21 protein-coding genes are annotated in these 23,726 nt (G+C 61.0%); 13 read left to right on the forward strand and 8 right to left on the reverse strand.

Annotated elements, in window-relative coordinates:
• Positions 1–222: 222 nt before the first annotated feature.
• The 3 genes from pedF to O9K64_RS18645 all read left to right on the forward strand — a co-directional run bounded on the left by pedF (position 223) and on the right by O9K64_RS18645 (position 4,245).
• Positions 223–657, forward strand: coding sequence for a cytochrome c-550 PedF (gene pedF, locus O9K64_RS18635; RefSeq protein WP_275099610.1), 435 nt, complete (start codon positions 223–225; stop codon positions 655–657).
• 136 nt (positions 658–793) lie between these two features.
• Positions 794–1,957, forward strand: a complete 1,164-nt coding sequence (nosP, locus tag O9K64_RS18640) for a nitric oxide-sensing protein NosP (protein WP_275099611.1) — start codon at positions 794–796, stop codon at positions 1,955–1,957.
• Positions 1,957–4,245, forward strand: coding sequence for a NahK/ErcS family hybrid sensor histidine kinase/response regulator (locus O9K64_RS18645; protein ID WP_275099612.1), 2,289 nt, complete (start codon positions 1,957–1,959; stop codon positions 4,243–4,245). The genes nosP and O9K64_RS18645 overlap by 1 nt, the downstream gene beginning before the upstream one ends.
• 222 nt (positions 4,246–4,467) lie before the next feature.
• On the opposite strand, the gene O9K64_RS18650 is transcribed toward O9K64_RS18645, so the two are convergent.
• The 6 genes from O9K64_RS18650 to O9K64_RS18675 all read right to left on the reverse strand — a co-directional run bounded on the left by O9K64_RS18650 (position 4,468) and on the right by O9K64_RS18675 (position 11,372).
• Positions 4,468–5,112 carry a response regulator gene (locus O9K64_RS18650; protein ID WP_275099613.1) on the reverse strand — a complete coding sequence of 215 codons (645 nt, stop codon included), beginning with the start codon at positions 5,110–5,112 and terminating at the stop codon, positions 4,468–4,470.
• A 382-nt stretch (positions 5,113–5,494) separates the two neighbouring features.
• A complete protein-coding gene (locus tag O9K64_RS18655) occupies positions 5,495–7,225 on the reverse strand; it encodes a PQQ-dependent methanol/ethanol family dehydrogenase (RefSeq protein ID WP_275099614.1) in 1,731 nt (576 codons plus the stop codon).
• 658 nt (positions 7,226–7,883) lie between these two features.
• Positions 7,884–9,068: a porin gene (locus O9K64_RS18660; protein ID WP_275099615.1), complete on the reverse strand. Its 1,185-nt coding sequence runs from the start codon at positions 9,066–9,068 to the stop codon at positions 7,884–7,886.
• A gap of 617 nt (positions 9,069–9,685) precedes the next feature.
• Positions 9,686–10,585 (reverse strand): substrate-binding periplasmic protein, encoded by a 900-nt coding sequence (locus tag O9K64_RS18665; RefSeq protein ID WP_275099616.1) that lies wholly within the window; start codon positions 10,583–10,585, stop codon positions 9,686–9,688.
• 35 nt (positions 10,586–10,620) lie between these two features.
• Positions 10,621–10,926, reverse strand: coding sequence for a hypothetical protein (locus O9K64_RS18670; RefSeq protein WP_275099617.1), 306 nt, complete (start codon positions 10,924–10,926; stop codon positions 10,621–10,623).
• A 20-nt stretch (positions 10,927–10,946) separates the two neighbouring features.
• Positions 10,947–11,372, reverse strand: a complete 426-nt coding sequence (locus tag O9K64_RS18675) for a copper-binding protein (protein ID WP_275099618.1) — start codon at positions 11,370–11,372, stop codon at positions 10,947–10,949.
• 149 nt (positions 11,373–11,521) lie between these two features.
• On the opposite strand from O9K64_RS18675, the gene O9K64_RS18680 reads away from it, so the two are divergent.
• The 9 genes from O9K64_RS18680 to nudB all read left to right on the forward strand — a co-directional run bounded on the left by O9K64_RS18680 (position 11,522) and on the right by nudB (position 19,888).
• Positions 11,522–12,691, forward strand: coding sequence for an ABC transporter substrate-binding protein (locus tag O9K64_RS18680; RefSeq protein ID WP_275099619.1), 1,170 nt, complete (start codon positions 11,522–11,524; stop codon positions 12,689–12,691).
• Position 12,692: 1 nt separating this feature from the next.
• Positions 12,693–13,664, forward strand: coding sequence for a YVTN family beta-propeller repeat protein (locus O9K64_RS18685; RefSeq protein ID WP_275099620.1), 972 nt, complete (start codon positions 12,693–12,695; stop codon positions 13,662–13,664).
• 8 nt (positions 13,665–13,672) lie between these two features.
• A complete protein-coding gene (locus O9K64_RS18690) occupies positions 13,673–14,443 on the forward strand; it encodes an ABC transporter ATP-binding protein (RefSeq protein WP_275099621.1) in 771 nt (256 codons plus the stop codon).
• Complete coding sequence (locus O9K64_RS18695) at positions 14,440–15,216, forward strand: ABC transporter permease (RefSeq protein WP_275099622.1); 777 nt, start codon at positions 14,440–14,442, stop codon at positions 15,214–15,216. Before O9K64_RS18690 ends, O9K64_RS18695 begins: the two co-directional genes overlap by 4 nt.
• A 340-nt stretch (positions 15,217–15,556) precedes the next feature.
• On the forward strand, positions 15,557–15,958 hold the full coding sequence (locus tag O9K64_RS18700; protein WP_275099623.1) for a c-type cytochrome: 402 nt from the start codon (positions 15,557–15,559) through the stop codon (positions 15,956–15,958).
• A gap of 332 nt (positions 15,959–16,290) precedes the next feature.
• Positions 16,291–16,563 carry an FmdB family zinc ribbon protein gene (locus O9K64_RS18705; protein WP_275099624.1) on the forward strand — a complete coding sequence of 91 codons (273 nt, stop codon included), beginning with the start codon at positions 16,291–16,293 and terminating at the stop codon, positions 16,561–16,563.
• A 277-nt stretch (positions 16,564–16,840) separates the two neighbouring features.
• Positions 16,841–17,482, forward strand: coding sequence for a DUF502 domain-containing protein (locus O9K64_RS18710; RefSeq protein ID WP_275099625.1), 642 nt, complete (start codon positions 16,841–16,843; stop codon positions 17,480–17,482).
• Positions 17,483–17,606: 124 nt separating this feature from the next.
• Positions 17,607–19,421 carry an aspartate--tRNA ligase gene (gene aspS / locus O9K64_RS18715; protein WP_275099626.1) on the forward strand — a complete coding sequence of 605 codons (1,815 nt, stop codon included), beginning with the start codon at positions 17,607–17,609 and terminating at the stop codon, positions 19,419–19,421.
• A 26-nt stretch (positions 19,422–19,447) separates the two neighbouring features.
• The gene (nudB, locus tag O9K64_RS18720; RefSeq protein WP_275099627.1) at positions 19,448–19,888 is read left to right on the forward strand and encodes a dihydroneopterin triphosphate diphosphatase; all 441 of its coding nucleotides are present in this window, start codon (positions 19,448–19,450) and stop codon (positions 19,886–19,888) included.
• Between the two features lie 543 nt (positions 19,889–20,431).
• On the opposite strand, the gene O9K64_RS18725 is transcribed toward nudB, so the two are convergent.
• Both O9K64_RS18725 and O9K64_RS18730 read right to left on the reverse strand, forming a co-directional pair.
• Positions 20,432–21,838 (reverse strand): PhoH family protein, encoded by a 1,407-nt coding sequence (locus tag O9K64_RS18725; RefSeq protein ID WP_275099628.1) that lies wholly within the window; start codon positions 21,836–21,838, stop codon positions 20,432–20,434.
• 82 nt (positions 21,839–21,920) lie between these two features.
• Positions 21,921–22,457: a glycine cleavage system protein R gene (locus tag O9K64_RS18730; protein WP_275099629.1), complete on the reverse strand. Its 537-nt coding sequence runs from the start codon at positions 22,455–22,457 to the stop codon at positions 21,921–21,923.
• Positions 22,458–22,678: 221 nt separating this feature from the next.
• On the opposite strand from O9K64_RS18730, the gene dapA reads away from it, so the two are divergent.
• Complete coding sequence (dapA, locus tag O9K64_RS18735) at positions 22,679–23,554, forward strand: 4-hydroxy-tetrahydrodipicolinate synthase (protein WP_275099630.1); 876 nt, start codon at positions 22,679–22,681, stop codon at positions 23,552–23,554.
• The last annotated feature ends 172 nt before the right edge of the window (positions 23,555–23,726 follow it).

Raw genomic sequence — 23,726 nt, forward strand, 5'->3', positions numbered from 1 at the left:
AATGTCCTGAATCCGCAACGGCGGATTCAGGTTGAAACTGACCGGCCCAGCGCTGGATGACCCGGGATGCCACTTCACTTCCCCACTTCCCGACACGGGGAGCAGGACGAGATGAAGATCCGGGTTGTCAGCGATATTTCCAAACAACATTCACACCCCCAGGGTGAGACTTGAATCGTGTGCTATGGCGGGATCGATGCCTGTCGTAGGAGGAGACCGCTAATGCTTACCTATCGTCCGCTTTTTATCATTGGACTGACCCTGTCGCTTGGCCTGCCGGCGCAGCTTTTTGCCCATGGGGATGTCACGCCGCAGGCGGTGGACACAGCCGGATTGCCGCAGTTGGGGGATGAGTGGGTAGATACCAACCCGTTTCGCGAGGACGGCGAGCTGAAGCCGCTGGCCATCGAGATCGGAAAATCCGCCTACAACCAGAATTGTGCCCGCTGTCACGGCCTGGAAGTGATCTCGGGCGGCATTGCCCCCGACCTGCGCTACCTGGAAGAGGATTTTGATGGCGACGACTGGTTCAAGGAGCGGGTCATCAACGGGGCCGTGCGCGATGGCAAGGTGTATATGCCGAAATTCGAAGGCACCATTCCTCAGGAAGGGCTATGGGCCATCCGCACCTATATCGATTCGATGGGTGAGGATTGAACCGGCCGCTGGCGTGACCCCGTAAACCCCGAAGGGGTGAACGCAGGGATGTGCTGAACAAGCCGGCTTTTCCTCGCTACCATCGGTCAATCCCGACAGACTCCCCCAGCCAGACTCTAAGGGTGAAGTGAATTAAGTGACAGGACAGGAACAACAGATTGCATCCGGGGTGTCGGTAAAAGACGGTGCCGAGCAGGCGGTGGCGGAGCTGATTAGCTGTTTTGGCGTTATGGCGCCGGAAGCGGTCCTGTTCTTCTGCTCCAGCCACTACGACATCGCGCGGGTGGGCGCGGCCCTGTCACGGCGCTATCCACAGGCCCAGGTCATCGGCTGTACCACCGCCGGCGAGATCAACGCCCGCGGTTGCCTGGACCGGAGCCTGTGCGGATTTGCCCTGCCGGGCGACAGCTTCAGCCTCGCTTCGACCCTCCTGCCCAATCTCTCCCGCTTTGATATGAAGCTGGCGCGCGGCCTGGTGACCGAGCTGCATACCGACCTCGCGGTGCGCGGGGTGGCGCCGGTGAGCGGACATACCTTCGCCTTTCTGCTGGTGGATGGGTTGAGCGGGGTGGAGGAGATCGTGCTCAGTGCGGTTCACGGCGAGATTGGCGATATTCCCCTGTTCGGTGGCTCGGCCGCCGACGATCTGCGCTTCAGCAAGACCCTGATCTATTACAACGGCCAGACCCGCGAGGATGTGGCGGTACTGTGCATGATCAACACCACCTGTCCCTTCAAGGTGTTCCGCACCCAGCATTTCGTCGCAGGCGAACGCAAGATGGTGATTACCGAGGCGGATATAGCGACCCGCAATGTCAGCGAGATCAACGGGGTTTCGGCGGGGATGGAGTATGCGCGGTTGGTGGGCATCCAGTATGACCGCCTCGACCCTATGACCTTTGCCTCCCATCCGGTCATGGTGCGTGTCGGCGGTGCCTATTATGTCCGTTCGATACGGCAACTGGCCGAAGATGACAGCCTGACCTTCTTTTGCGCCATTGGTGAGGGGATTGTCCTGACCGTGGCTGAAGGGGTGGATCTGGTGGAGAACCTGTCCCAGACATTCGCGGAGATCCGTGACCATGTGGGGGAACCGCAACTGGTGATCGGCTGCGACTGTGTGTTTCGCCGGCTGGAGTATATGCAGGACCCCGAAGTGGCGAAACGGGTCGAAGGGCTGTTCCAGGCCAATCGGGTCATCGGTTTCAATACCTACGGTGAGCAGTTCGGCGGGATGCATGTCAACCAGACCTTCACCGGTGTGGCGATCGGTGCCCCGCAATCGGAGGGGACGGACTGATGGTCGCCTATCTGGATATCCAGCAGGGTTCCACCGACGAGGTGCAGCGCCTGCGCAAGATCGTCACCGCGCTGATGAATCAGGTGGAACGCACCATGGATGTCCAGGGTGGGGCCTTCTCGCTGTTCCAGACGGCCATCCTGCTCGACGATAAGGTGCGTGGCCGTACCGGTGAACTCGAGGCGGCAATGAAGCGCCTCGAGGAGACCAACGACGAGCTGAACTCCGCCAATGCGGAGGCGCACACCGCGCGGCTGCGGCTGGTCGAGGCGGTGGAGAGCGTCTCCGAGGGGTTTGCGCTGTTTGATGAAACGGACAGCCTGATTCTGTGCAACTCGAAATTCCGCGAATACTGGGGGATGGACGAGAATGATATCCCTTACGGCAGCTCCTTCCAGGTGCTCTCCCAGGGCCTGATCGACAACTGCCGGGTGCCGCTGGCGCTGCAGGATCGCCAGCAGTGGCTGGAGGACCGTTTTCAGCGCCACAAGAATCCCGATGGTGCCTTTGTCATGCGCATGTTCGACGGGCGCTGGCTCAAGGTGACCGAGCGGCGCACCGGCGATGGCGGCGTGGTCGGTATCTATACCGACATCACCGAGATCAAGAAACAGGAAGAGCTGCGTCGCCAGAAAGAGCTGGCCGAGAAGTCGGTGCTGTTGCAGGCCTCCATCGACAACCTGAGCCAGGGTGTGGCGGTATACAGCAGCGAGCTCAAGCTGGTCGCCTGGAACCAGCGTTTCGTCGACCTGCTGGAGCTGCCCGACGGGCTGGTTCGTCTGGGGATGCCGTTCCAGGAATATCTCCAGTTCAATGCCAACCGCGAGGAGTACGCGACTGACATGGAGCGTTCGGTCAGGGAGAGGCTGGAGCAGGCGACTGCATCCAGTTCCTTCTTTTTCGAGTATGTGCGGCCCACCGGGCGGGTCCTCGAGGTGCGTCGTAATCCCATGCCCAATGGCGGTTTCGTCACCACCTATACCGATATCACCGCCAGACGCCAGGCCGCCGTGCAGTTGAGCGAGGCCAAGGAGCATCTGGAAGAGCGGGTGCGGGAACGCACCGCGGCGCTCTCCACGCTCAATGAACAGCTGCGCCAGGAGATTGCCGAGCGCCTCGATGTGGAGGAGGAGCTGCGCCTGGCCACCAAGGCCGCCGAGGAGGCCAATCTCAGCAAGACACGCTTCCTGGCTGCCGCCAGCCATGATCTGCTGCAGCCGCTGAATGCCGCGCGCCTGTTCATCTCCACCCTGCAGGAGCAGCGTCTGGCGGAGAAGACCGAGCGTCTGGTGGAACGGACCGACCTGGCGCTACAGGGCGTGGAGAATCTGTTGAGCACCCTGTTGGAGATATCCAAGCTGGATGCCGGGGCGGTGCCGACCAAGCTGCGCGACTTCCCGATTTCCGATGTCCTGAAGCGGCTGACGGAGGAGTATCAACCCGTGATCAGTGACGCGGGGCTGGAGCTGCGCATGATCGACTCATCGGTGACGGTCAACAGCGATCGCAAGTTGCTGGAGCGCATTTTACGCAACTTTCTCTCCAATGCGGTCAGATACACCTATAACGGAAAAATTCTTATCGGCTGCCGGCGCCGCAAGGGTAAGCTGCTCGTGCAGGTGAGCGATACCGGTCTCGGTATCGGCGACAAGGACCTGGACACCATCTTTGACGAGTTTCACCAGCTGAAACAGTCCGGGGACAATGGGGCGCCCGGGGTCGGCCTGGGGTTGGCCATTGTCAAGCGGATTGCCGGGATGCTGGATGTACCTGTGATCGTCGACTCCCGCCTGGGGCGCGGCTCAACCTTCGCCGTGGAGATTCCCATATCCAACCGGAAGATCCAGTCCAGCCCACCGTCGCGGCGGCTCGTGCCCAGCCTGGAGATGCCGCTGCACGGGGCCTCGGTGCTGGTGATCGACAACGAGGCGTCAATCCGCGAGGGCATGTATCACCTGCTGACCTCATGGGGCTGCGACGTGTTTACCGCCGCTGACCTGGACGAGGTACGCCGGTTGGTGGAGAGCGGAAATCTTCAGCCGGATTTTCTGATTGTCGATTACCATCTGGACAACCGGATCACCGGCGTGGATATCCTGCTCTATCTGGAGCGTGAATATGATATACGCGCTCCCTCCATCGTGGTGACGGCCGATCGCAGTGATGAAATGCGCCACCAGGTAACCAAGGCGGGCTATCGGGTGCTGCATAAACCCCTCAAGCCCCATCGTTTGCGGGCATGGATGGCGCACAGCATGAAGTCGCAGGAGTGCAACTCCCAGGGGTAACTTCGCATCCTACGCTGTAAATTTAACTAGCCTGTAGATTTGGGTGAGGAACGAACCCCAACATCATGGCGCACACGCATTTCAAACTTCTGAAACCCCGTTGGGGTTCGCAGGCTTACCCCAAGCTACAAACTGTCATCCCATGTTGTTGCGTCCGCGTGGGCACAAAAAGCGTGGCCACCTACGGTCTGGGCGGGCGGTTTGCTGTGGGGCGCGGCAGGGTTAAGCCTTGCCCAGTTTTTGTGCTGCCAGCACGGCCTGGGTGCGGCTGTTGACGCCGAGCTTGCGCAATACCGATGAGATGTGCGCCTTGACCGTCGACTCCTTGATATCCAGTTCGCAGGCGATGATCTTGTTCGGTTTACCCTCGGTCAGGTGGTGCAGTACGCTGAGTTCCGCCGGGGTCAGGAGGGCAAATTTTTTCTGGAATTCATGGTCGAGGGTGGAGCGTGGACCGGTTACCAGATCGGCATTTTCCAGCTCATCCGGTACGTAGGTTCCACCGGCCAGCACCGTCTGTATCGCCTCGGCAATCCGTGCCTTGGGGCTCGATTTGGTAATGAAGCCGAAGGCGCCACAGGTGAGCCCGCGGCGGATTGCATCCGGATCCTCGGAGGCCGACACAATGGCCACCGGGATGGTGGGGGCCGCATTGCGGATGGAGACCAGGCCCGAGAAGCCTTCCGAACCCGGCATGCGAAGATCGAGCAGGATCAGATCGAGATCGAAATCCTCGCTGGCCCGCTGGACTGCCTCCTCGAGGGTGGAGACTTCAATGATTTCGACATCATCGAAATACTCTTCGATGACCTGTCGCAGGGCGTCACGGAACAAGGGGTGATCATCTGCTACAAGGAACTTGGGCATGTTTCAAGGCTCTTTAGCTGAACAGTGACTGGTGATTCGTCTGTTTTATTAATTATATCACCCTGTTGATCGATGACCCGGCTCGATAAAAAACCGATAACTCAACAGCATGGGACGGTTCGGCCGATTCTCTCAGATCGCCGCACTCTTGGATAGCCCGCTGCGCGTCGGCCGGTGGTTTCCCGGTAGCGCTGCGTCTCCCGGTATCCGTTGCCGCAACGGATGAAGGCAGTGGGATCGTAAGATCCCACTGCCTTGGTTATCAGCCTTTCCGCTCCCCTGTGGTCGTCCGGTGGCGCGAAGAGAGGCGTCGTCGTCGCTTCTCTAATGCGCTACCGGGGCCAATGGGTTACCGGGTCGGCCGATGGGTGGTCGGGGCGAATCAGTTGGGGATCTTGAATGTCCAGACACTGCCGCCCTGATTCAGGTCCTTGACCCGCTTGGCCACCTCGCCACCCCATAGCGGCACGGCGCCACCCCAGCCGGAGACCACCGACACATACTGCTCGCCATCCTGTTCCCAAGTGATCGGGGAGCCGACGATGCCGGAACCGGTCTGGAATTTCCACAGCTCCTTACCCGTTTTCGAGTCGAACGCCTTCAGATAGCCCTCGGGAGTCCCGGTGAACACCAGGCCGCCGGCGGTGGTCATCACACCACCCCAGAGTGGCGCGTTGTTTTTGTATTCCCAGACGATCTTGCCGCTCTTCGGGTCGATCGCCTTGAGTGAGCCTATATACTCCTCGAACAGCGGCTTGATGGTGAAACCGGCACCCAGATAGGCGGCGCCCTTTTTATAGTTCACCGGCTCGTTCCAGATCTCCATGCCCCACTCGTTGGACGGGACATAAAAGAGTTCGGTCTCCTGGCTGTAGGCCATGGGCATCCAGTTCTTGCCACCGAGGAATGAGGGAACGGCGAACACCGATTTACCTTTTTTTCCGTCGGCGGACGCGGTCGGGTTGCCCGGACGGTTGGCGTCGTCATAGACCGGACGCCCGGTCTTCAGGTCGATGCTTTTGGCCCAGGTGATGTCGCGGACGAAGGGCGTGGCATTGACCAGCTTGCCTTCCTCACGATTAAAGACATAGAAGAAACCGTTTCGATCCGCCGTTGCGGCCAGTTTCTTGCCGTCCTGGTTGAAGGAGACGACCTCGTTCACACCGTCATAATCCCAACCATCATTCGGTGTGGTCTGGTAGTGCCATTTGATCTCGCCGTTATCCGGATTGATGGCGATGCGCGAGGTGGAATAGAGGTTGTCACCCGGACGCAGATGGGAGTTCCAGGGCGCAGGGTTGCCGGTGCCGTAGAAAATGCTACGGGTCTCCGGATCGTAGGTGCCGCCCAGCCAGGTGGCGCCGCCGCCGTACTTCCACATGTCGCCCGGCCAAGTGGCGTTCTTGGTGCCGGTCATGGTGCTCTCTTTGCCATTGAGCATGCCCATGTGGCCCTCAATGGTGGGGCGTGACCAGACCAGTTCGCCGGTCTTGGCATCGCGGGCCTCGATTTTTCCGATAATGCCGAACTCGCCACCGGAGACGCCGGTGATCACCTTGCCCTCAACAATTGTGGGCGCGGCGGTGATCGAGTAACCGGCCTTGTAATCGCCGATCTTCTTTGACCACTTGACCTTGCCGGTCAGGCGGTCGAGGGCGACCAGTTTGGCATCCAGGGTGCCGAAGTAGAGCAAGTCGCCGTGGATGGCCGCGCCGCGGTTGATTACGTCACAGCAGGGCATGATGCCGTCCGGCAGACGGGCATCGTACTGCCAGAGCTCTTCGCCGGTTTTTATGTCGATGGCAAACAATCGTGAGTACGATCCGGTAACGTACATCACGCCATCATGGACAATCGGCTGTGCCTCTTGGCCACGCTGTTTTTCTCCGCCAAAGGAGAACGACCAGACGGGCAGCAGTTTTTTCACGTTGCCCTGATTGATCTGTTTGAGCGGGCTGAAACGCTGCCCCTGAAGACCCATACCGTTGGTGACGACCTGGGTGGTAATGCTGTGATCGCTCAGAATATCCTGATCGGTGACGGTGGCGCTGGCGGTTTGCGCGGTGACGGAAATGGCCAGCGAAATGGCCAGTGCTAGTGAGACTTGTTTCATTCTACTCCCCCATGGTTATCCATTTGGTTATCTGACATGAGGGTGGTGCCAGGTGGTGTCCCTCATGGTATATACAGCCTGTACAGTTGTAGTTGATACCCGCAAAGGCCTCTATTGGAAAAAAGTCGAATGCCCCAACGCAGTCTGCGAAGTCGACCCCTACAAAGGTACAAGACGATCCTTCCGGTCGAATTGAACGGGGTGGAAGATGCTTCGTACATTGCCGTCAAAAGCCAAGGCAATCTTTGTATTCCAGTCGCGTAGAGAAGACGTTGCCTCTCGCCAAGAACGCCAAGAGCAAAAAGGCTATACGTAATCGTATTTCGTAGGGGCAGGCCCCTGTACCTACCTGGTTTTCAGGCGCCCGTCGATCCGGGCAATCACGGGGTTGCCCCTACGCGGCATCGAAAACAACCACCGCCCGATCCGTAGGGGCAGGCCCCCGTGCCTACCCGGTTTTCAGGTGCCCGTCGATCCGGGCAACCACGGGGGGTTGCCCCTACGCGGTATCGAAAACAACCACCGCCCGATCCGTAGGGGTAGGCCCCCGTGCCTACCCGGTTTTCAGAGGACAAAAAACGGCCGGGCAAAGCCCGGCCGGACGCGCATAACTATCCGCAGGGAATCAGGTGCGGATATGACTGCTTGGCACAGTGGATCAGAAGAACAGGATGGCACCCAGGTTGAAGGCGTTGGTTTCATCCGAGCCGACCGAGGTCTCGCTCTCCATATCGGAGTATTCGGCCAACAGCGTCAGGGAAGAGGTCAGGTTATGATAAACACCAAGGGTAACGCGGGTGTTCTCCACCGGTGATATCTTTTTCTGTTCGCTTTCGCCCCAGTTGATACCCAGTTTGGTCTTGCCGAACTTGTAACTGCCCTGCAGGTAATAACCGTTGGACTCCTCGGCCTGTCCGGTGGCGGGGTCGAACCCGGGGAACACCAGGCCACCGAGTGCCAGGGTGCTCATACCGTCGCCCTGGAAGTAATACCCGGCCAGATCGAAGTTGTTGATGTTCACCTTGGCGAAGATATCCCAGCCCTCGATCTGGCTGGAGGCGCCGGAGGTCAGGTCCACATCCTGCATCAGGTAGGTGGCGGAGATCAGGCCGGGCGTACTGCCCTGCCAGGCATAACCCACCTTGCCGTGGAAACCGGGGTTGGCGTGTCCCGCCGCCTGGCCGCCGCCCACTTCGACACCATCCAGCGGATTGAACACACCGATGGTGGCGGAGAGGCCGCCCGAGGTGGGCAGGGTCCAGTTGATCTGGGCCAGGCGGTCGGTATAGGGATAACCGTAACCCAGGCCGCCCAGGGTGGTGTGGCCCGGATCGGACGCGGAAAAGGACGGGCCGGCGCCGACCAGGCTGATATCGTTGAGGATGGCGTCCAATGCAAACAGGCCGAAGTTGCGCCCCATGGTGATGGTGCCCATGTTTTCATTGCCAAAGGTCAGGTAGACCTGGCGGGCATCCACTGTGGAGAACGCCAGGGCGTCGCTGCCGGCGCCGCCTTGCGAGGTCAGGCCATAGTAGACATTAATGTTGGCACCAATGTCGTAACCTTCCTGGTGGGTTGTGGCGCTGAAGTTCAGCGAGGCGGGCAACAGGCCGTTGGAGACCGAATGGCTGTCACCGGCGGTTCCGCACGCCAGTCCCGCCAGGGTAGTCCCACCGGAATTCAGGTCGCCGCTGTCGCAGGAGGTGACGGTATAAAACGCATTTATGTTGCCGCCCAGACCCAGGGTCCAGTCGCCGGCCTGCCAGGAGGCGGCCTGGATGCTGCCGGCGCCCGCCACGCAGGCTCCCCCCAACATGGCCGCTACGAGTTTGGATAGTTTCATTTAAGTTGTACTCCTCTGGATTTATCGTGAGAAACCGTTCAGGTCTTTTTGATCTGCTTCCCCAAGTGCCCATCCGGTTTTTGTTATGAGAGTGGCGCCGTAGGACGCACCCTCCACAGTATTTTGCTGCGCGGTAATTTTTAGGGGAGCGGGGTGTTGCCTGCTATTGGAAAAAGGTAGATTGGAGAAAAGTTGATTGATAGAAAGTAGATTGACCAAAAGTCGTATGCACGAAAGTAGCTTGGCCGAAAGTCGAATACGGGTGACTGAGGAAGTTTGAAGGGTGAAGTGTGAAGTTTGAAGTATGAAGTCGCGTAGGGTGGGCACGTAGTTTGTGCCCACCTTTTTGCCCTGGCCGCTGCTCCTTCCGCGTGGGCACAAAAAGCGTGCCCACCCTACCAAGCAGGAATGCACAGGTGGACTTGATAGTCAGGCCGTAGGTTGGGGTGAGCCTGCGAACCCCAACGGTGGTGCCTGGGTATGCGCCATGATGTTGGGGTTCGTTCCTCACCCCAACCTACGGGCTGATGCGTTCGGCGGGCACGGCCCGCTCTATGTCCGGTAAGCCCTCCATGGCGGGTGATATCCTGAACTGTATTTGTGCGCGGCAGGTGTTGTTATTGCTGGCCGGCGCCGGCAAGGTAGTCGAGACTTGGCGGCACATAGTCGATCCCGTGCCGCTTGAATATCGTCGCCATGTCGCCATCGCGAACCATACTGGCGAGAATGTCCTCCACCGCATAGCCCAGTTGCCGGTAGGTATTCTTGACCGCGGCACCGATGAGCCAGTCGGCCTTGACCAGGCCGGGGGTGGGGACCTTGCCCAGATCGAAGGCTTCGATCCCGCCCAGCAGGCTGTATTGTACTTGCGAGCGTGGCCCCATCAGGCCGGCGGCCTCGCCGCGCAGGGTGGCTTGCCCCGCCTCTTCAGTGGTCTTGAAATGCAGCAGGTTGTCGCGGATGGTTCCACCGAAGGCACCGGACAGGTAGAGGTCGGCCAGGGAGTCCAGTTCAACGGCTATATTTTCATATCGAAACAGGGCGAGGGTGGCATCCCGTCCCAGTTTTTCAATATTGCGCGCGGCTACAATCTCTTCCTTCATGTAGGGACCGAACAGCACCACTAGCTCATTGCGCAGCGCGAGCTCGCGATCATAGGGGATGTGCAGCATGAGGTCGGCCACCTCGCCGCTGAGCATTGAGCCTTTCCAGATCGCATTGCGCAGGTCGTCATCGACATTTTCATCGGCCGTCTGTTCGATCAGCTTGAGCCGTACCTTCAGCTGTTGTGCAAGGTGGTTGGCGATATCAATATCAATACCGACCAGGGCTCCATTCTGACGGTAGGAGAAGGGCGGGTAGTCGCGATACACCGCGATGGTGATCTCCTCCTTGTCCTGAATCTCGTCATAGGAGAGTGCCAAGGCGGCGGGTGTGGTGGCAGCGAATGCGATCAGTAAGAGCAGTCGCGGGAGGAGGGCCGGCGCGCCGGCCAGGCAGGCTTTGATTGACGACATGGTTTTACCTCGCTTCATGATCTTACCCGGAGTGACTACGACGGGTCATTGGATAGGCAGACGATGGTGTGCCGACCGGCGATGCGTACCCGACGTGACCAGGGGGTAGAGATTTGGCACAGCTCACGGGGGTTGTTTTTCCACCAGATGTTGAGATCGATGCCCAGGCTGTCGTTCGCCTCGAAGGTCACCCGTTCAGCCGGCGCGCCGGCCTTGAGGATAAAGGCGCGCCCCGGTCCGACCACCTTGACGTCATGCGCCGACACATTTTCGAACAACAGCCACGGCTGCTCCGCGGCCTGAGTCGACCCGGCACCGGCAAGAGACAGGGTCAGTATCAAGATTATCGGAAGGTGGCGCACTATTTCACCTTGATCTGCGCTTCGGCTCCCTTGTGCTCCAGTCCGGCCGCGCTGATGCTATAGGTGCCGGGCTTGATCGGCACGAAAAAGAGTTCCGCCTCGCCCTCTTCTTCGAACTCCAATTCATAGAGGGCGCTGGCCTTGATCTCCATACCCCCGGCCTCGACCTTGCGCAGCCAGATAAAGGTGAAGAACTCCGGGGCGCGTACCGCATACTCCTTGCGACCGGTGCTGACGATCTTCAGGCTGTATGACTTCCCGGTCTCCAGTTCGTAGCGGGGTTGCGATACCTGGTAGCCAGCTTCATCGATACCGAATACCAAGTCTGGCAGCGCCTGCGGCTTGGTGGCCAGGAAGCCTTCGGCATGGCCTGCCAGGGGAATGAGTGAAGCGAGCAGGGCGAGCGCCGGTAGCAGTTTTTTCATATCAGTTTTTCCTTGATGTGGTGGTTGGTATAGAGAGAGTCTCACGCTCCTGCGGTCTCTCCTCAATGCGACTTTTGTCGCATTGAGCGTGCCCGGTGCGGACGGGCTAAACTACTGCGCACTGGATTATTCAGACCATGGGAGCGCGGATGTTACGGACACTTGTCATTGGCTGCCTTGCCTGTCTCATGGTGGCGACCCGGGCCTGGTCGGCCGGCACCGTACAGGTCCCGGTGCTCTATATCAAACAGCAAGTCGAACGGCCGCCGGTACTCTCCAATCTTGACGACATTCCCGTGGATGAGGGGCTGGCCGGCGCGCGACTGGCCATCAAGGACAGCAATACTACGGGGCGCTTTACCGGGCAGCAGTTCTCCCTGCGGGAACTGGCCTTTGAGCCGGCGGCGGACCCGGCGGCGATCATCGGTCAGCTGCAAGCCGCGGAAGAACATTTTGTGATTCTCGATCTGCCGGCCGCCACCCTGGAGGCGGTGCTACAGGCCGACCTGGGCCGGGAGCGGCTGTTGTTCAATGTCGGCGCGCCGGACAACCGTTTCCGTACTGAGCTCTGCCGCAAGGATCTGCTGCACACCCTGCCCAGCCGCGCCATGCTGACCGATGCCCTGAGCCAGTATCTGGTAAAAAAACGCTGGAGCAAATGGCTGTTGATCGAGGGGCCGCTGGAGGGTGACCGGCTGTTCGCCGATGCCTTGCGGCGCTCGGCTGAAAAGTTTGGGGCAAGGATTGTCGGGCACAAGGTCTGGGACGGCGCGCGGGATGCCCGGCGCACCGCCCAGGCGGAGGTGCCGCGGCTGACCCAGGGGGTTGAGTACGATGTCCTGATGGTGGCCGATGAGTGGGGCGACTTCGGGGAGTACCTGATGTACCGCACCTGGGAACCGCGCCCGATAGCCGGTACCCAGGGGCTTTTCGCCACTGCCTGGTACCGGACTATCGAACAGTGGGGGGCGACCCAGTTGCAGGTGCGCTTCGGCAAGGCCGCCGGGCGGCCGATGGGCGCCCGGGATTATGCCGCCTGGGCCGCGCTGCGCTCGATCAGCGAGGCGGCGATTCGCAGCGGCTCGGCGGAGCCGGCCATGATCGGCACCTATATTCAAAGCCCCGAGTTTGAACTGGCCGCCTACAAGGGGCGCAAACTCTCCTATCGGCCCTGGTCGGGTCAGCTGCGCCAGCCCATCGCCCTAAGCGCCGCCCGCTCGCTGGTGACCCAGTCGCCACAGGAGGGCTTTCTGCACCGGGTGAGTGAACTGGACACCCTGGGATTCGATCAACCCGAGGTTCAATGCAAGAGGAATTAAAATGCTGTTTCGTAATGGATCCATCGTCGTACTCTGGCTGGCCAGCGGCGTCTTCTCCGCGCTTCACGCGGCCACCGCCTATGTTTCCAATGAGAAGGATAATACCGTTACCCTGATCGACACCGAGCGCATGGAGGTGACCGGAACCATCGACGTAGGGCAGCGGCCGCGCGGCATCATTCTCAGCCACGACATGAAGACCCTCTATATCTGCGCCTCGGACGACGACACGGTGCAGATTTACGATATCGAACAACAGAAATTTGTCGGTGAACTGCCCTCCGGGGCCGATCCGGAGCAGTTCGCCCTGCATCCCGACAATCGCCACCTCTATATCTCCAACGAGGATGACAACCTGGTGACGGTGGTGGATGTGGTGAAGCGCGACGTGGTGGCGCAGATCGATGTCGGGGTGGAGCCGGAAGGCATGGCGGTCAGCCCTGATGGACGCTGGGCGGTCAACACCTCAGAGACCACCAACATGGTGCACTGGATCGATGCCAAGACCCACGAACTGGTGGATAACACGCTGGTCGATCAGCGTCCCCGGCATGTGGAGTTCGAGCCCGATAGCAAGACCCTGTGGGCCTCGTCCGAGATCGGCGGAACCGTCTCCATTATCGATACCGACAGCAAGCTGGTCAGGCACAAGATCAACTTCTCGATCAAGGGGATCCACCCGGACCGGGTGCAGCCGGTCGGTATCAAGCTGGGGGCGGACGGGCGTTATGCCTATGTCGCGCTCGGCCCGGCCAACCACGTGGCCGTGGTGGACCGTAAAAGTTATGAAGTGGTCAAGTATATTCTGGTGGGGCGGCGCGTCTGGCACATGGCGTTCACCCCCGACGACCGCTACCTGATGACCACCAACGGGGTGAGCGGCGATGTCACCGTGATCGACCTGGCCGAGCTGAAGCCGATCAAGTCGATCAAGGTGGGGCGCTACCCCTGGGGCATCGCGGTGCGTCCCTAGGAGCTGCAATGCCCGATCCGGTCCCCTATCTCCTGGATGTCTCCGCGCTCTGCTACCGCTATCGGGGCGCGGACCAGGCGGCGTTGGCCGATATCAGCCTGCGCATCGAGGGGGGCGGCTTCCACGCCCTGCTGGGCCCGAACGGGGCCGGCAAGACCACCCTGTTTTCCCTGATCACCGGTCTCAGCGGTCTCCAGCAGGGGAGCGTCTCCATCGCCGGGGCGGATATCGCGCGCCAGCGCCTCACGGCGCTCTCGCGCATGGGCGTGGTGTTCCAGCAGCCGACCCTGGATCTGGACCTGACGGTGGAGCAGAATCTGCGCTACTTCGCCGCGCTCAACGGGCTGGGCGCCAAACAGGCCAGGCGGCGCATCGCCGAGGAGCTGGCACGTTTCGATCTGACGCCACGCCGCCGCGAGCGGATACGTCAGTTGAACGGGGGCCATCGGCGCCGGGTCGAGATTGCCCGCGCCCTGTTGCATGAGCCCCGCTTGCTGCTGTTCGACGAGGCGACCGTGGGTCTGGATGTGCCCACCCGGCAGCAGATTGTCGATCATGTCCATCGGCTCGCCGAGGAGCAGAATATCGCCGTGCTGTGGACCACCCACCTGATCGATGAGGTGTATCCGGGGGATACCGTGTCGCTGCTGGACCGGGGGCGAGTGGTGGCCCAGGGCACTTGTCGCCAGTTGCTGCAGGAGCGCAAGGCGGCGGATCTCAAACAGCTGTTCGCCCAACTGGCAGCGCGGGATTACGCCGCCCGGGAGGTCGCCCTGTGAACGGTCGGCACGCCTACTGGACACCGTTCCGTGGCATTGTGGTGCGCGAGTGCCTGCGCTTCCTGCAGCAGCACGAACGGTTTCTGGCGGCGCTGGTGCGGCCGCTGGTGTGGCTGTTCGTGTTCGCCGCCGGTTTTCGTGCCGCGCTCGGTGTCTCCATCATCCCGCCCTATGAAACCTACATCACCTACGAGACCTATATCGTGCCCGGCCTGGTGGCCATGGTGCAGCTGTTCAACGGTATGCAGAGCTCGCTGTCGTTGATCGTGGACCGGGAGCTCGGCAGTATGCGTATCCTGATGCTGGCACCGACACCGCGCTGGTTTCTGCTGTTCAGCAAGCTACTGGCCGGCGCCGTGGTCTCGGTGCTGCAGGTCTACCTGTTCCTGGTCATCGCCTGGTTTGCCGATATTCGCCTGCCGCTCCTGGGTTATGTCGCCGTATTGCCGGCGCTGATGCTGTCGGGGGTGATGCTCGGCTCCCTGGGCATGCTGCTCTCGTCGGCCATCCGCCAGCTGGAAAATTTCGCCGGTATCATGAACTTCGTGATCTTTCCCATGTTTTTCCTCTCCTCGGCGCTCTACCCCATCTGGAAGATTGGAGAGGCCAGCCCGCTGCTGGAACAGATCTGCCGCCTTAATCCCTTCACCTATGTGGTGGAGTTCATCCGCTTCAGTCTGCACCTGAAGCTGGACGGCCTCTCGGTGGTGGTGGTCAGTGCCTCGCTGGCGCTGTTCCTCACCCTGGCGGTGTGGCGTTTCCAGCGCAATTGACTCCTAAGGGCTCGCCCGGTCTGTAAGTGATTGGCCTGCCTTGTTGGCCGATCTTGATGGCGCCTCGAATCTGGCCCCTTTTTCAGATTCAAGCCTGCCCTTGTTTGAGCGAAGCGAGTTTGGGCAGGCGCTGAAAATTGGGCCGGATTCGAGGAGACAAGTCATCGTGTGAGGCCGGCAAGGCAGGCCAATCACCCCGTGAGTAGTTACCACCGCGAGCCCTAAGCCACTTCGCACTGGCTGGCCGCCGCACGGGCCGTTCATACTTAAGTCTTATTGAGCCGAACCGGGCGGAACGCCTATAAATATCGCTAAATCCATCACTACAGGACGCCCGAAAATGAAAAAACCGTTGTCTCTTTTTGTGGCGATCAGCACCCTCCTGATCGCCTCGCTAAACACCGCATTTGCCATGAGTGAGGGGACCGCCCGGGACGCCATGGTGGCGGCCGGCGAAGCCGCGTTTCAGCATCGCTGCATGGCATGTCACTCGCTCGATTCGGCCAAGAACGCCTTCGGGCCCTCCCTGCGGGGCGTGATCGACAGGCCGGCCGGCAGCCTGCCGCGCTTCGCCTACTCCAAGGCCATGCTCGAATCCGGTCTGGTCTGGAGTGAGGAGAATATCCGCAAGTGGATCGCCGACAACGAAAAACTGGTCCCCAATACCCGCATGCGCCACGTCTCCATCACTGATGTCACCGAGCAGGATTTCCTGATTGAGTTTCTCAAGAGCCTGAAATAGGCAGTCTGCCATCTGATCGCGACCTGTCTGAATTCACCCCGCCCCCCTGTTCACGAGGGGGGCAACGGACCTTGAAGTGACGGTCAACAACCCCATCTTCCTCCCTGTCCAGGATATTGGCACGGCGGTTGCCGCGGAGTGAATTGCCGCGGCACCGGTAAAAGGGAATATATTCCTTATCAGGCGTCGGGGTGCGGGGTGCCTCCCCAGCGGAGCGGGCCTCCTGTCGCCGGACCGGCATGAAAACCTTTGAGCGGAAGACAACTGTGCTAATATCCACAGCGATTTGGTGCCCCCGGTGAGGCGGGGCGGTTGAATTTCAGGAGTGATGCATGCCGATTTATGAGTACCGTTGTGATGCCTGCGGCCATGAGCTGGAGGCGCTGCAGAAGATGAGCGACGCGGCGTTGACCGATTGTCCGGCGTGTGCCGAACCGGCGCTGAAAAAGATGATATCGGCCGCCGGTTTCCGTCTCAAGGGGCAGGGCTGGTACGAGACCGACTTCAAGAGCGGTAAGCAGAAGAACCTGCACAGCGCGGAAAAGGCGGAGGCCAAGCCGGCCCCGGCCTGTGCCGGCGGCGGATGCGGCGGCTGTGATGCCTGACCCCCAAGTGCTCCGTCAACGTAATAATTACGGATTCAGCGTCCCTGTGGTGTTGCGCAGCAAGGCGCAGCGCGCAGGCAATGGCGGGTTCCCTTGTCAAGCGCTGCAACGCGGCTGCGGGGCGCCACAGGGACGCCCGAAGGGTGAGCTTGTCAGCGCCCATGGACTGCGTTGCGCCTCTTGCCAAGGGAGACAGCCATTGCCGGCGAGGCGCGCCTTGCCATGAACGCTGACAAACTCACTGAACTCGCAATTATTACGTTGACGGAGCACTAGCATGAAATTCATCCGTCGCTACCTGGTGGCCGGTCTGCTGGTCTGGGTGCCGCTCGGGATCACCCTGCTGGTGGTACGCCTGCTGGTGCACTGGCTGGATGGCACCCTGCTGCTGATACCGGAGGCGTACCGGCCGGAGCACCTGCTGGGGTTCTCCATTCCGGGATTGGGGGTGGTGGTCTCGGTCCTGATCGTATTCGTCACCGGCGTGCTGGCGGCAAATCTGTTCGGCCGTTCCCTGGTCTCTGTCTGGGAGCGCCAGCTGGCGCGCATTCCCCTGGTCCGGTCGATCTACTCCGGTGCCAAGCAGCTGGCAGAGACCCTGTTCAGCGAGGCGGGGCAGTCGTTCCGCAAGGTGTTGCTGATCGAGTTTCCCCGCCGGGGACTCTGGACCCTGGCGTTCCAGACCGGTATCGATCTGGGGGAGGCGCAGCGCAAGACCGGGCGGGATGTGATCAATGTATACGTCCCCACCACCCCCAATCCAACCGGCGGCTACTTCGTCATGGTGCCGCGGGAGGACGTGGTGGAGCTGGAGATGAGCGTGGATGACGGTCTGAAAATGCTCATGTCAATGGGCGCGGTGGTGCCCCTTGGGCGGATACCGGCCCCGCTCGCTGAGCCGCTGGATTCCGGGGCCTGATTCGTTCAACACCAATTAAATCGACTCAGTGCTTGCGCCTGCAGGGCCCAAACCTTAAAATTTCCGGTTTTCTCGTCGGACGAATTCCTCGCCCGAAATTCAGTCAGTAACGGTAATATCGAGCATGCGCACCCACTATTGCGGTCATATAAACGCCTCACATATCGACCAGGAGGTCGAAATCTGCGGTTGGGTTCACCGGCGACGCGATCATGGCGGGGTGATCTTCATCGATCTGCGGGATCGTGAGGGGCTGGTCCAGGTGGTCTATGATCCGGACCTGCCGGAGATCTTCGCCACCGCCGAACATGTGCGCAATGAGTATGTGCTGAAGGTGCGGGGGCGCGTGCGCGCCCGTCCCGAGGGTACGGTCAATCCCGAGATGGCGACGGGTGAGATCGAGATCCTGGGCCTGGACCTGGAGGTGCTGAACCGCGCCGATACCCCGCCGTTCCAGTTGGATGAGCACGAGCGCGTCTCCGAAGAGGTGCGGCTGCGCTACCGCTACATGGACCTGCGCCGCCCGGAGATGCAGAAGCGCATCAAGCTGCGCGCCGCGGTCACCCGGGCGCTGCGCCGCTATCTGGACGACAACGGTTTCCTGGATATCGAGACGCCGATGCTGACCAAGGCGACCCCCGAGGGGGCGCGCGATTACCTGGTGCCGTCACGCACCCATCCGGGCCAGTTCTTCGCCCTGCCCCAGTCGCCCCAGCTGTTCAAGCAGCTGCTGATGATGTCGGGTATGGACCGCTATTACCAGATCGTGCGCTGCTTCCGCGACGAGGACCTGCGCGCCGACCGGCAGCCCGAATTCACCCAGCTGGATATCGAGACCTCGTTCATGAGCGAGGCCGAGATCATGGACTCCATGGAGGAGATGATCCGTGGCGTGGTGAAACAGGTGATGGACGTGGATCTGCCCGATCCGTTCCCGCACATGACCTATCAGGAGGCGATGCGCCGTTTCGGCTCCGATCGCCCCGACCTGCGCTGTGCGCTGGAGCTGGTGGATGTGGCCGACCTGATGAACGGGGTCGATTTCAAGGTGTTCTCCGGTCCCGCCAAGGATCCCAAGGGGCGCGTCGCCGCCCTCTGTCTGCCCAAGGGCTGCGAACTGACCCGCAAGGAGATCGACGAGTACACCAAGTACGTCGGCATTTACGGCGCCCGCGGCCTGGCCTATATCAAGGTCAATGACTGGGCCGGCCAGGGACGCGATGGCCTGCAGTCGCCGATCCTCAAGTTCCTGCCGGACGCGGCGGTCGACGGCATCATGCAGCGCACCGGCGCCCAGGACGGCGACCTGATCTTCTTCGGGGCCGACAAGGCGACGGTAGTGAATGAGGCGCTGGGTGCCCTGCGGGTCAAGCTGGGCGAGGACCGCGGGCTGATGCAGCCCGGCTGGCACCCGGTCTGGGTGGTCGACTTCCCGATGTTCGAATGGGATGATGGCGGCGCCCGCTGGAACGCCCTGCACCATCCGTTCACCGCCCCCAAGGAGGATCAGATCGAGCTGCTGGAGAGCGATCCCGGCGCCTGCCTGTCACGCGCCTATGACATGGTGCTGAACGGCACCGAGGTGGGCGGCGGCTCCATCCGTATCCACACCGGCGCGGTACAGGAGAAGGTGTTCCGGCTGCTCGGCATCGGCGAAGCGGAGGCCGAGGAGAAGTTCGGCTTCCTGCTGTCGGCGCTCCGGTACGGCTGCCCGCCCCACGGCGGTCTCGCCTTCGGCCTGGACCGGCTGGTAATGCTGCTGGCGGGCGCCAGCTCGATTCGCGACGTCATGGCCTTCCCCAAGACCCAGACAGCCGCCTGCATGCTCACCTCGGCCCCGTCCGAAGTGAGCCCGGCACAGCTGCGCGAGCTCTCAATCCGGGTGCGCACGCCCCAGGTGCCCCAAGTGGAACCCTTGTTGGAAGAAGACAAGGGCTGAATCACCAGGGGTTGTTGGGGGGAAGAGTGGACAAAACCTACAAACGCCCCGAATCGGTCCTGGTGGTCATCTATACCGATCAGGGCGAGGTGCTGATGCTCAACCGCACCCAACCCAACGGGTTCTGGCAGTCCGTCACCGGCAGTCTGAAGTGGGGCGAAACGCCCCGCCAGGCGGCAGAACGCGAGCTGTTCGAGGAGACCGGGCTGCACCACCACGGTCGGCTCCGGGATGCCCGTCATACCGAGCGTTTCCCCATCCTGCCGGCCTGGCGCGGCCGCTTCGCCGCCTCGGCGCACTATAACCGGGAGCATCTGTTCTATTTCCGCCTGCCCGGGCACCGGCTGATCCGGCTCAATCCCCGTGAGCATGGTGAGCTGCGTTGGCTCGACGCGGCCCAGGCGGCGTGCCGGGCCAGCTCCTGGACCAACCGGAATGCGATCCTGCGGCTATTGAATCCAATGTGATGGAACGCCCGGTGGTCGCTGTGCGTCGTGCAGGCGACGGCGGACACTTATGGTGGATGCGCCTACCGGCTTATCCACCCTACAAAGCTACTGCCTGTAGTGCCATGCCCCAAATGTAGGGTGGATAAGCCAAAGTGCATCCACCATGGAGGGCGTTCCGCCGGGTCGTTATTTATCTCGGCAGCTTGGTAGGGCACGCTTTTTGTGCCCACGCGGATACTACACTCGGGATGACTTAACTTAAGCCAGGAATCACCGTCATCCCGGCCTGCGCCGGAATGACGAAAATCCTGCAATTCGCCTTAAGTTAAGTGTCATTCGGCACAGGCTACGTGCCCACTTGGGCTGAAGGCCACCAGCGCGAACAAATCCTTTGCCAGATCGATTCCGACGGTCGTAAGCTTGTTCATGGTCTCCTCCTCAACTCATCAGATAAAAGGTTTCACCTTTATCTTGGTGCATCGTGACACCGGTTGGAGTGGGGAGGAGACCATCTCATCACCCTATGGGGCTATAGGCCGCCCCGCGGGCGCCGTCCTCCGATCACAGCGTATCCGAGGCGTAATCTGCCAGCCGCGAACGTTCACCCCTGAGCAGGGTGATGTGCCCGCTGTGCCCCCAGTCCTTGAAACGATCCACCACGTAGGTGAGGCCGGAGGTGGTCTCGGTCAGGTAGGGGGTGTCGATCTGCGCCACGTTGCCCAGGCAGACGATCTTGGTGCCGGGGCCGGCACGGGTGATCAGGGTCTTCATCTGCTTGGAGGTGAGGTTCTGCGCCTCGTCCAGGATAATGTACTTCTTCAGGAAGGTACGACCGCGCATGAAATTGAGTGAATGGATGCGGATGCGCGAGCGCAGCAGTTCATCGGTGGCGGCACGGCCCCACTCGCCGCCGTCGGTCTGGGTCAGCACCTCCAGGTTATCCATCAGGGCACCCATCCACGGGGTCATCTTCTCCTCCTCGGTGCCGGGCAGGAAGCCGATATCCTCGCCCACCGGCACCGTCACCCGGGTCATGATTATCTCGCGGTAGATGTTCATGTCCAGGGTCTGGGTGAGTCCGGCCGCCAGGGCCAGCAGGGTCTTGCCGGTGCCGGCGGTGCCGAGCAGCGAGACGAAGTCGACCTCCGGGTCCATCAGCATGTTGATGGCGAAATTCTGCTCCCGGTTGCGTGCCCGGATGCCCCAGACCGAGTGGTTGGCGCTACGGAAATCGGTCGCCATCTCGATGATCGCATCGTCGCCGTCGCGGCGCCGTACGATGGCCTCGAAGTTGGAGTCGTCATCCATGAACAGGCACTGGTTGGGATACCAGGTGCGGGTGTCCTCGCCCTTGACCCGGTAATAGGTGCGCCCCTGCTCCTGCCAGGAGTCGAGGTTCTTGCTGTGGCTCTCCCAGAAGTCGCTCTGCAGTTCCGCTTCGCCGCTGTACAGCAGGTTGACGTCGTCCAGCACCTGGTCGTTGTAGTAATCCTCCGCCGGCACCCCCAGCACCGCCGCCTTGATGCGCAGGTTGATATCCTTGGAGATCAGCACCACCAGCATCTCCGGGTGGGCCTGCTGCAGGGTGAGGGCGGTGCTGAGTATGTTGTTGTCCGGGGTGTTGCCCGGCAGGCTGGCCGGCAGGTCCTTGGCCAGCGCGGTGGTCTGGAAGAAGAGCCGGCCGGCCGGCGCGGCATTGGCGCTCTTGCCGTTGCCCGGTGCCGGCAGCGGCAGGCCGGCGTCGATCTGCTGCTTGCTGGCGCCGGACATCAGCTCATCGAGAAAACGGGAGGCCTGGCGTACGTTGCGCGCCACCTCGGACACGCCCTTCTTGCCCTTGTCCAGCTCCTCCAGGACCACCATGGGCAGGAAGATGTCGTGCTCCTGGAAGCGGAATATGGAGGTGGGGTCGTGCATCAGTACATTGGTATCAAGCACAAACAGGCGGCGCTTCTCCGGGTCATTCATCGGCGGTTTTTCCTGCATAGAATTACGAATGGGTTGCTGGGTGGAGCTTCCGTTTCAACACTGGTGCTTCAACTCTGGTGCCTCAACGCTGGGCCGGTTCGATAATGGCGTCCAGGTTGATGGCATCGCAGAATTCCATGAAATCTTCCCGCAGTGAGGCGATGTGGATGTCGGCGGGAATGCCCACGGTCATGTGCACCGAAAACATGATGGTTCCGGTGTGCGGGGCGGCATAGCTGGTGGTGGCCATGTCCTCGATATTGATCCGGCGGGTGGAGAAGAAGTTGGCCAACTGGTGCACGATGCCCGGATGATCCAGGGATATCACATCCACCACATAGGGCAGGGAGGGGGTGGACCGGTCACGGCCTTCGGTGCGTTTGACGATGATGGTCAGGTCGAGTTGGCGCTCCAGGGTGGGCATCGCCTCCTCCATCTTGGCGAGGCTGCTCCAGTTGCCCTCCACCAACAGCAGGATGGCAAACTCGCCACCGAGGACGGTCATGCGGCTGTCGGCGATATTGCAGCCGATATCCAGGATTGCCTTGGAGAGTTCGTCGACAATGCCGGGACGGTCCTTGCCCAGTGCGGAGATCACCAAATAGTTCTGTGCGGACATATATAAATTTTGCTCCTGTGACTTTTCCCCTGAGTGTAGCTTCCTGAAGGCCCGCTTGTCTTGCGCTCTCTGGAATTTTGGGCCGCTCACGCCGGGGGGGAAGGGGTGGTATTCAGACGGAAACGAATCGGAATTACCGTATTATCGGCCATCTTCCTTGTCAGCGTCCAAGCCGCCGTTTTAGAATGCGTGATTGAGCGGGTAACTGGGAGTTTTTTCACATGTTTCAAGGCAGTATGGTAGCGCTGGTCACCCCGATGCGGGAAGACGGCAGCGTCGATGAGAACAGCCTGCGCAACCTGGTGGACTGGCACGTGGAGCAGGGTACCGACGCCATTGTCGCGGTGGGCACCACGGGTGAGTCCGCCACCCTGGATGAGCAGGAACATTGTGAAGTGATCCGGCAGGTGGTTGAATTTGCCGCCAAACGGCTGCCGGTGGTTGCCGGCACCGGGGCCAACTCCACCACCGAGGCGATCCAGCTCACCCGCTGCGCCAAACAGGCGGGGGCCGACGGCTGCCTGCTGGTCACCCCTTATTACAACAAGCCGACCCAGGAGGGGCTGTATCGGCATTTCAAGGCGGTGGCGGAAGCGGTGGATATCCCCCAGCTGCTGTACAATGTGCCGGGCCGGACCGCCTGCGACATGTTGCCGGAGACGGTGGGCCGGCTCGCCGTCATCGCCAATATCGTCGGCATCAAGGAGGCGACCGGTGATCTGAGCCGGGTGGCGCTGCTGCGCGAGCTTTGTGGCGAGGAGTTCGCCCTGATCACCGGCGATGACGCCAGTTCGCGTGAATTTATTCTGGCCGGCGGTGTCGGAACCATCTCCGTGACCGCCAATATAGCCCCGGCCGCCATGCAGCGGATGATCGCGGCAGCGCGCCGTGGCGATGTGGCCGAGGCGGCGCGCATCGACGCACCGCTGGCCGGCCTGCACCGGGATCTGTTCCTGGAGTCCAATCCGATCCCGGTAAAATGGGCGCTGGCCGAGATGGGCCGCATTCCCAAGGGGATCCGCCTGCCGCTGACCTGGTTCGCCGAGCCGTACCGGGCGCAGTTGCGCCAGTCGATGGTCAACGCGGGTCTCATCTAAGGACCTGTCAATAAATAACTGTTACATCTTGCTGGTCTTTTCGTCCGCCTTCGGCGTTACGGCAAGACTTACATAGAACGACTATGCGCGCCTTGCCGTGCCTTGAAGGCAAACGAAAATCCGGCGCAATATGTTACAGTTATTTCTTTCCAGGCCCTAAATACGCCGGATT

The organism is Sedimenticola hydrogenitrophicus (assembly GCF_029017505.1).
Classification (GTDB): Bacteria; Pseudomonadota; Gammaproteobacteria; order Chromatiales; family Chromatiaceae; genus Sedimenticola; species Sedimenticola hydrogenitrophicus_A.

Coding starts and splice junctions, on each gene's coding strand:
- O9K64_RS18700 (WP_275099623.1), top strand. CDS start 15,557: ATGAAAAAACCGTTGTCTCTTTTTGTGGCGATCAGCACCCTCCTGATC.
- O9K64_RS18690 (WP_275099621.1), top strand. CDS start 13,673: ATGCCCGATCCGGTCCCCTATCTCCTGGATGTCTCCGCGCTCTGCTAC.
- O9K64_RS18680 (WP_275099619.1), top strand. CDS start 11,522: ATGTTACGGACACTTGTCATTGGCTGCCTTGCCTGTCTCATGGTGGCG.
- aspS (WP_275099626.1), top strand. CDS start 17,607: ATGCGCACCCACTATTGCGGTCATATAAACGCCTCACATATCGACCAG.
- O9K64_RS18645 (WP_275099612.1), top strand. CDS start 1,957: ATGGTCGCCTATCTGGATATCCAGCAGGGTTCCACCGACGAGGTGCAG.
- O9K64_RS18730 (WP_275099629.1), bottom strand. CDS start 22,457: ATGTCCGCACAGAACTATTTGGTGATCTCCGCACTGGGCAAGGACCGT.
- O9K64_RS18705 (WP_275099624.1), top strand. CDS start 16,291: ATGCCGATTTATGAGTACCGTTGTGATGCCTGCGGCCATGAGCTGGAG.
- O9K64_RS18650 (WP_275099613.1), bottom strand. CDS start 5,112: ATGCCCAAGTTCCTTGTAGCAGATGATCACCCCTTGTTCCGTGACGCC.
- O9K64_RS18725 (WP_275099628.1), bottom strand. CDS start 21,838: ATGAATGACCCGGAGAAGCGCCGCCTGTTTGTGCTTGATACCAATGTA.
- O9K64_RS18710 (WP_275099625.1), top strand. CDS start 16,841: ATGAAATTCATCCGTCGCTACCTGGTGGCCGGTCTGCTGGTCTGGGTG.
- pedF (WP_275099610.1), top strand. CDS start 223: ATGCTTACCTATCGTCCGCTTTTTATCATTGGACTGACCCTGTCGCTT.
- O9K64_RS18655 (WP_275099614.1), bottom strand. CDS start 7,225: ATGAAACAAGTCTCACTAGCACTGGCCATTTCGCTGGCCATTTCCGTC.
- O9K64_RS18685 (WP_275099620.1), top strand. CDS start 12,693: ATGCTGTTTCGTAATGGATCCATCGTCGTACTCTGGCTGGCCAGCGGC.
- dapA (WP_275099630.1), top strand. CDS start 22,679: ATGTTTCAAGGCAGTATGGTAGCGCTGGTCACCCCGATGCGGGAAGAC.
- O9K64_RS18660 (WP_275099615.1), bottom strand. CDS start 9,068: ATGAAACTATCCAAACTCGTAGCGGCCATGTTGGGGGGAGCCTGCGTG.
- O9K64_RS18665 (WP_275099616.1), bottom strand. CDS start 10,585: ATGTCGTCAATCAAAGCCTGCCTGGCCGGCGCGCCGGCCCTCCTCCCG.
- O9K64_RS18675 (WP_275099618.1), bottom strand. CDS start 11,372: ATGAAAAAACTGCTACCGGCGCTCGCCCTGCTCGCTTCACTCATTCCC.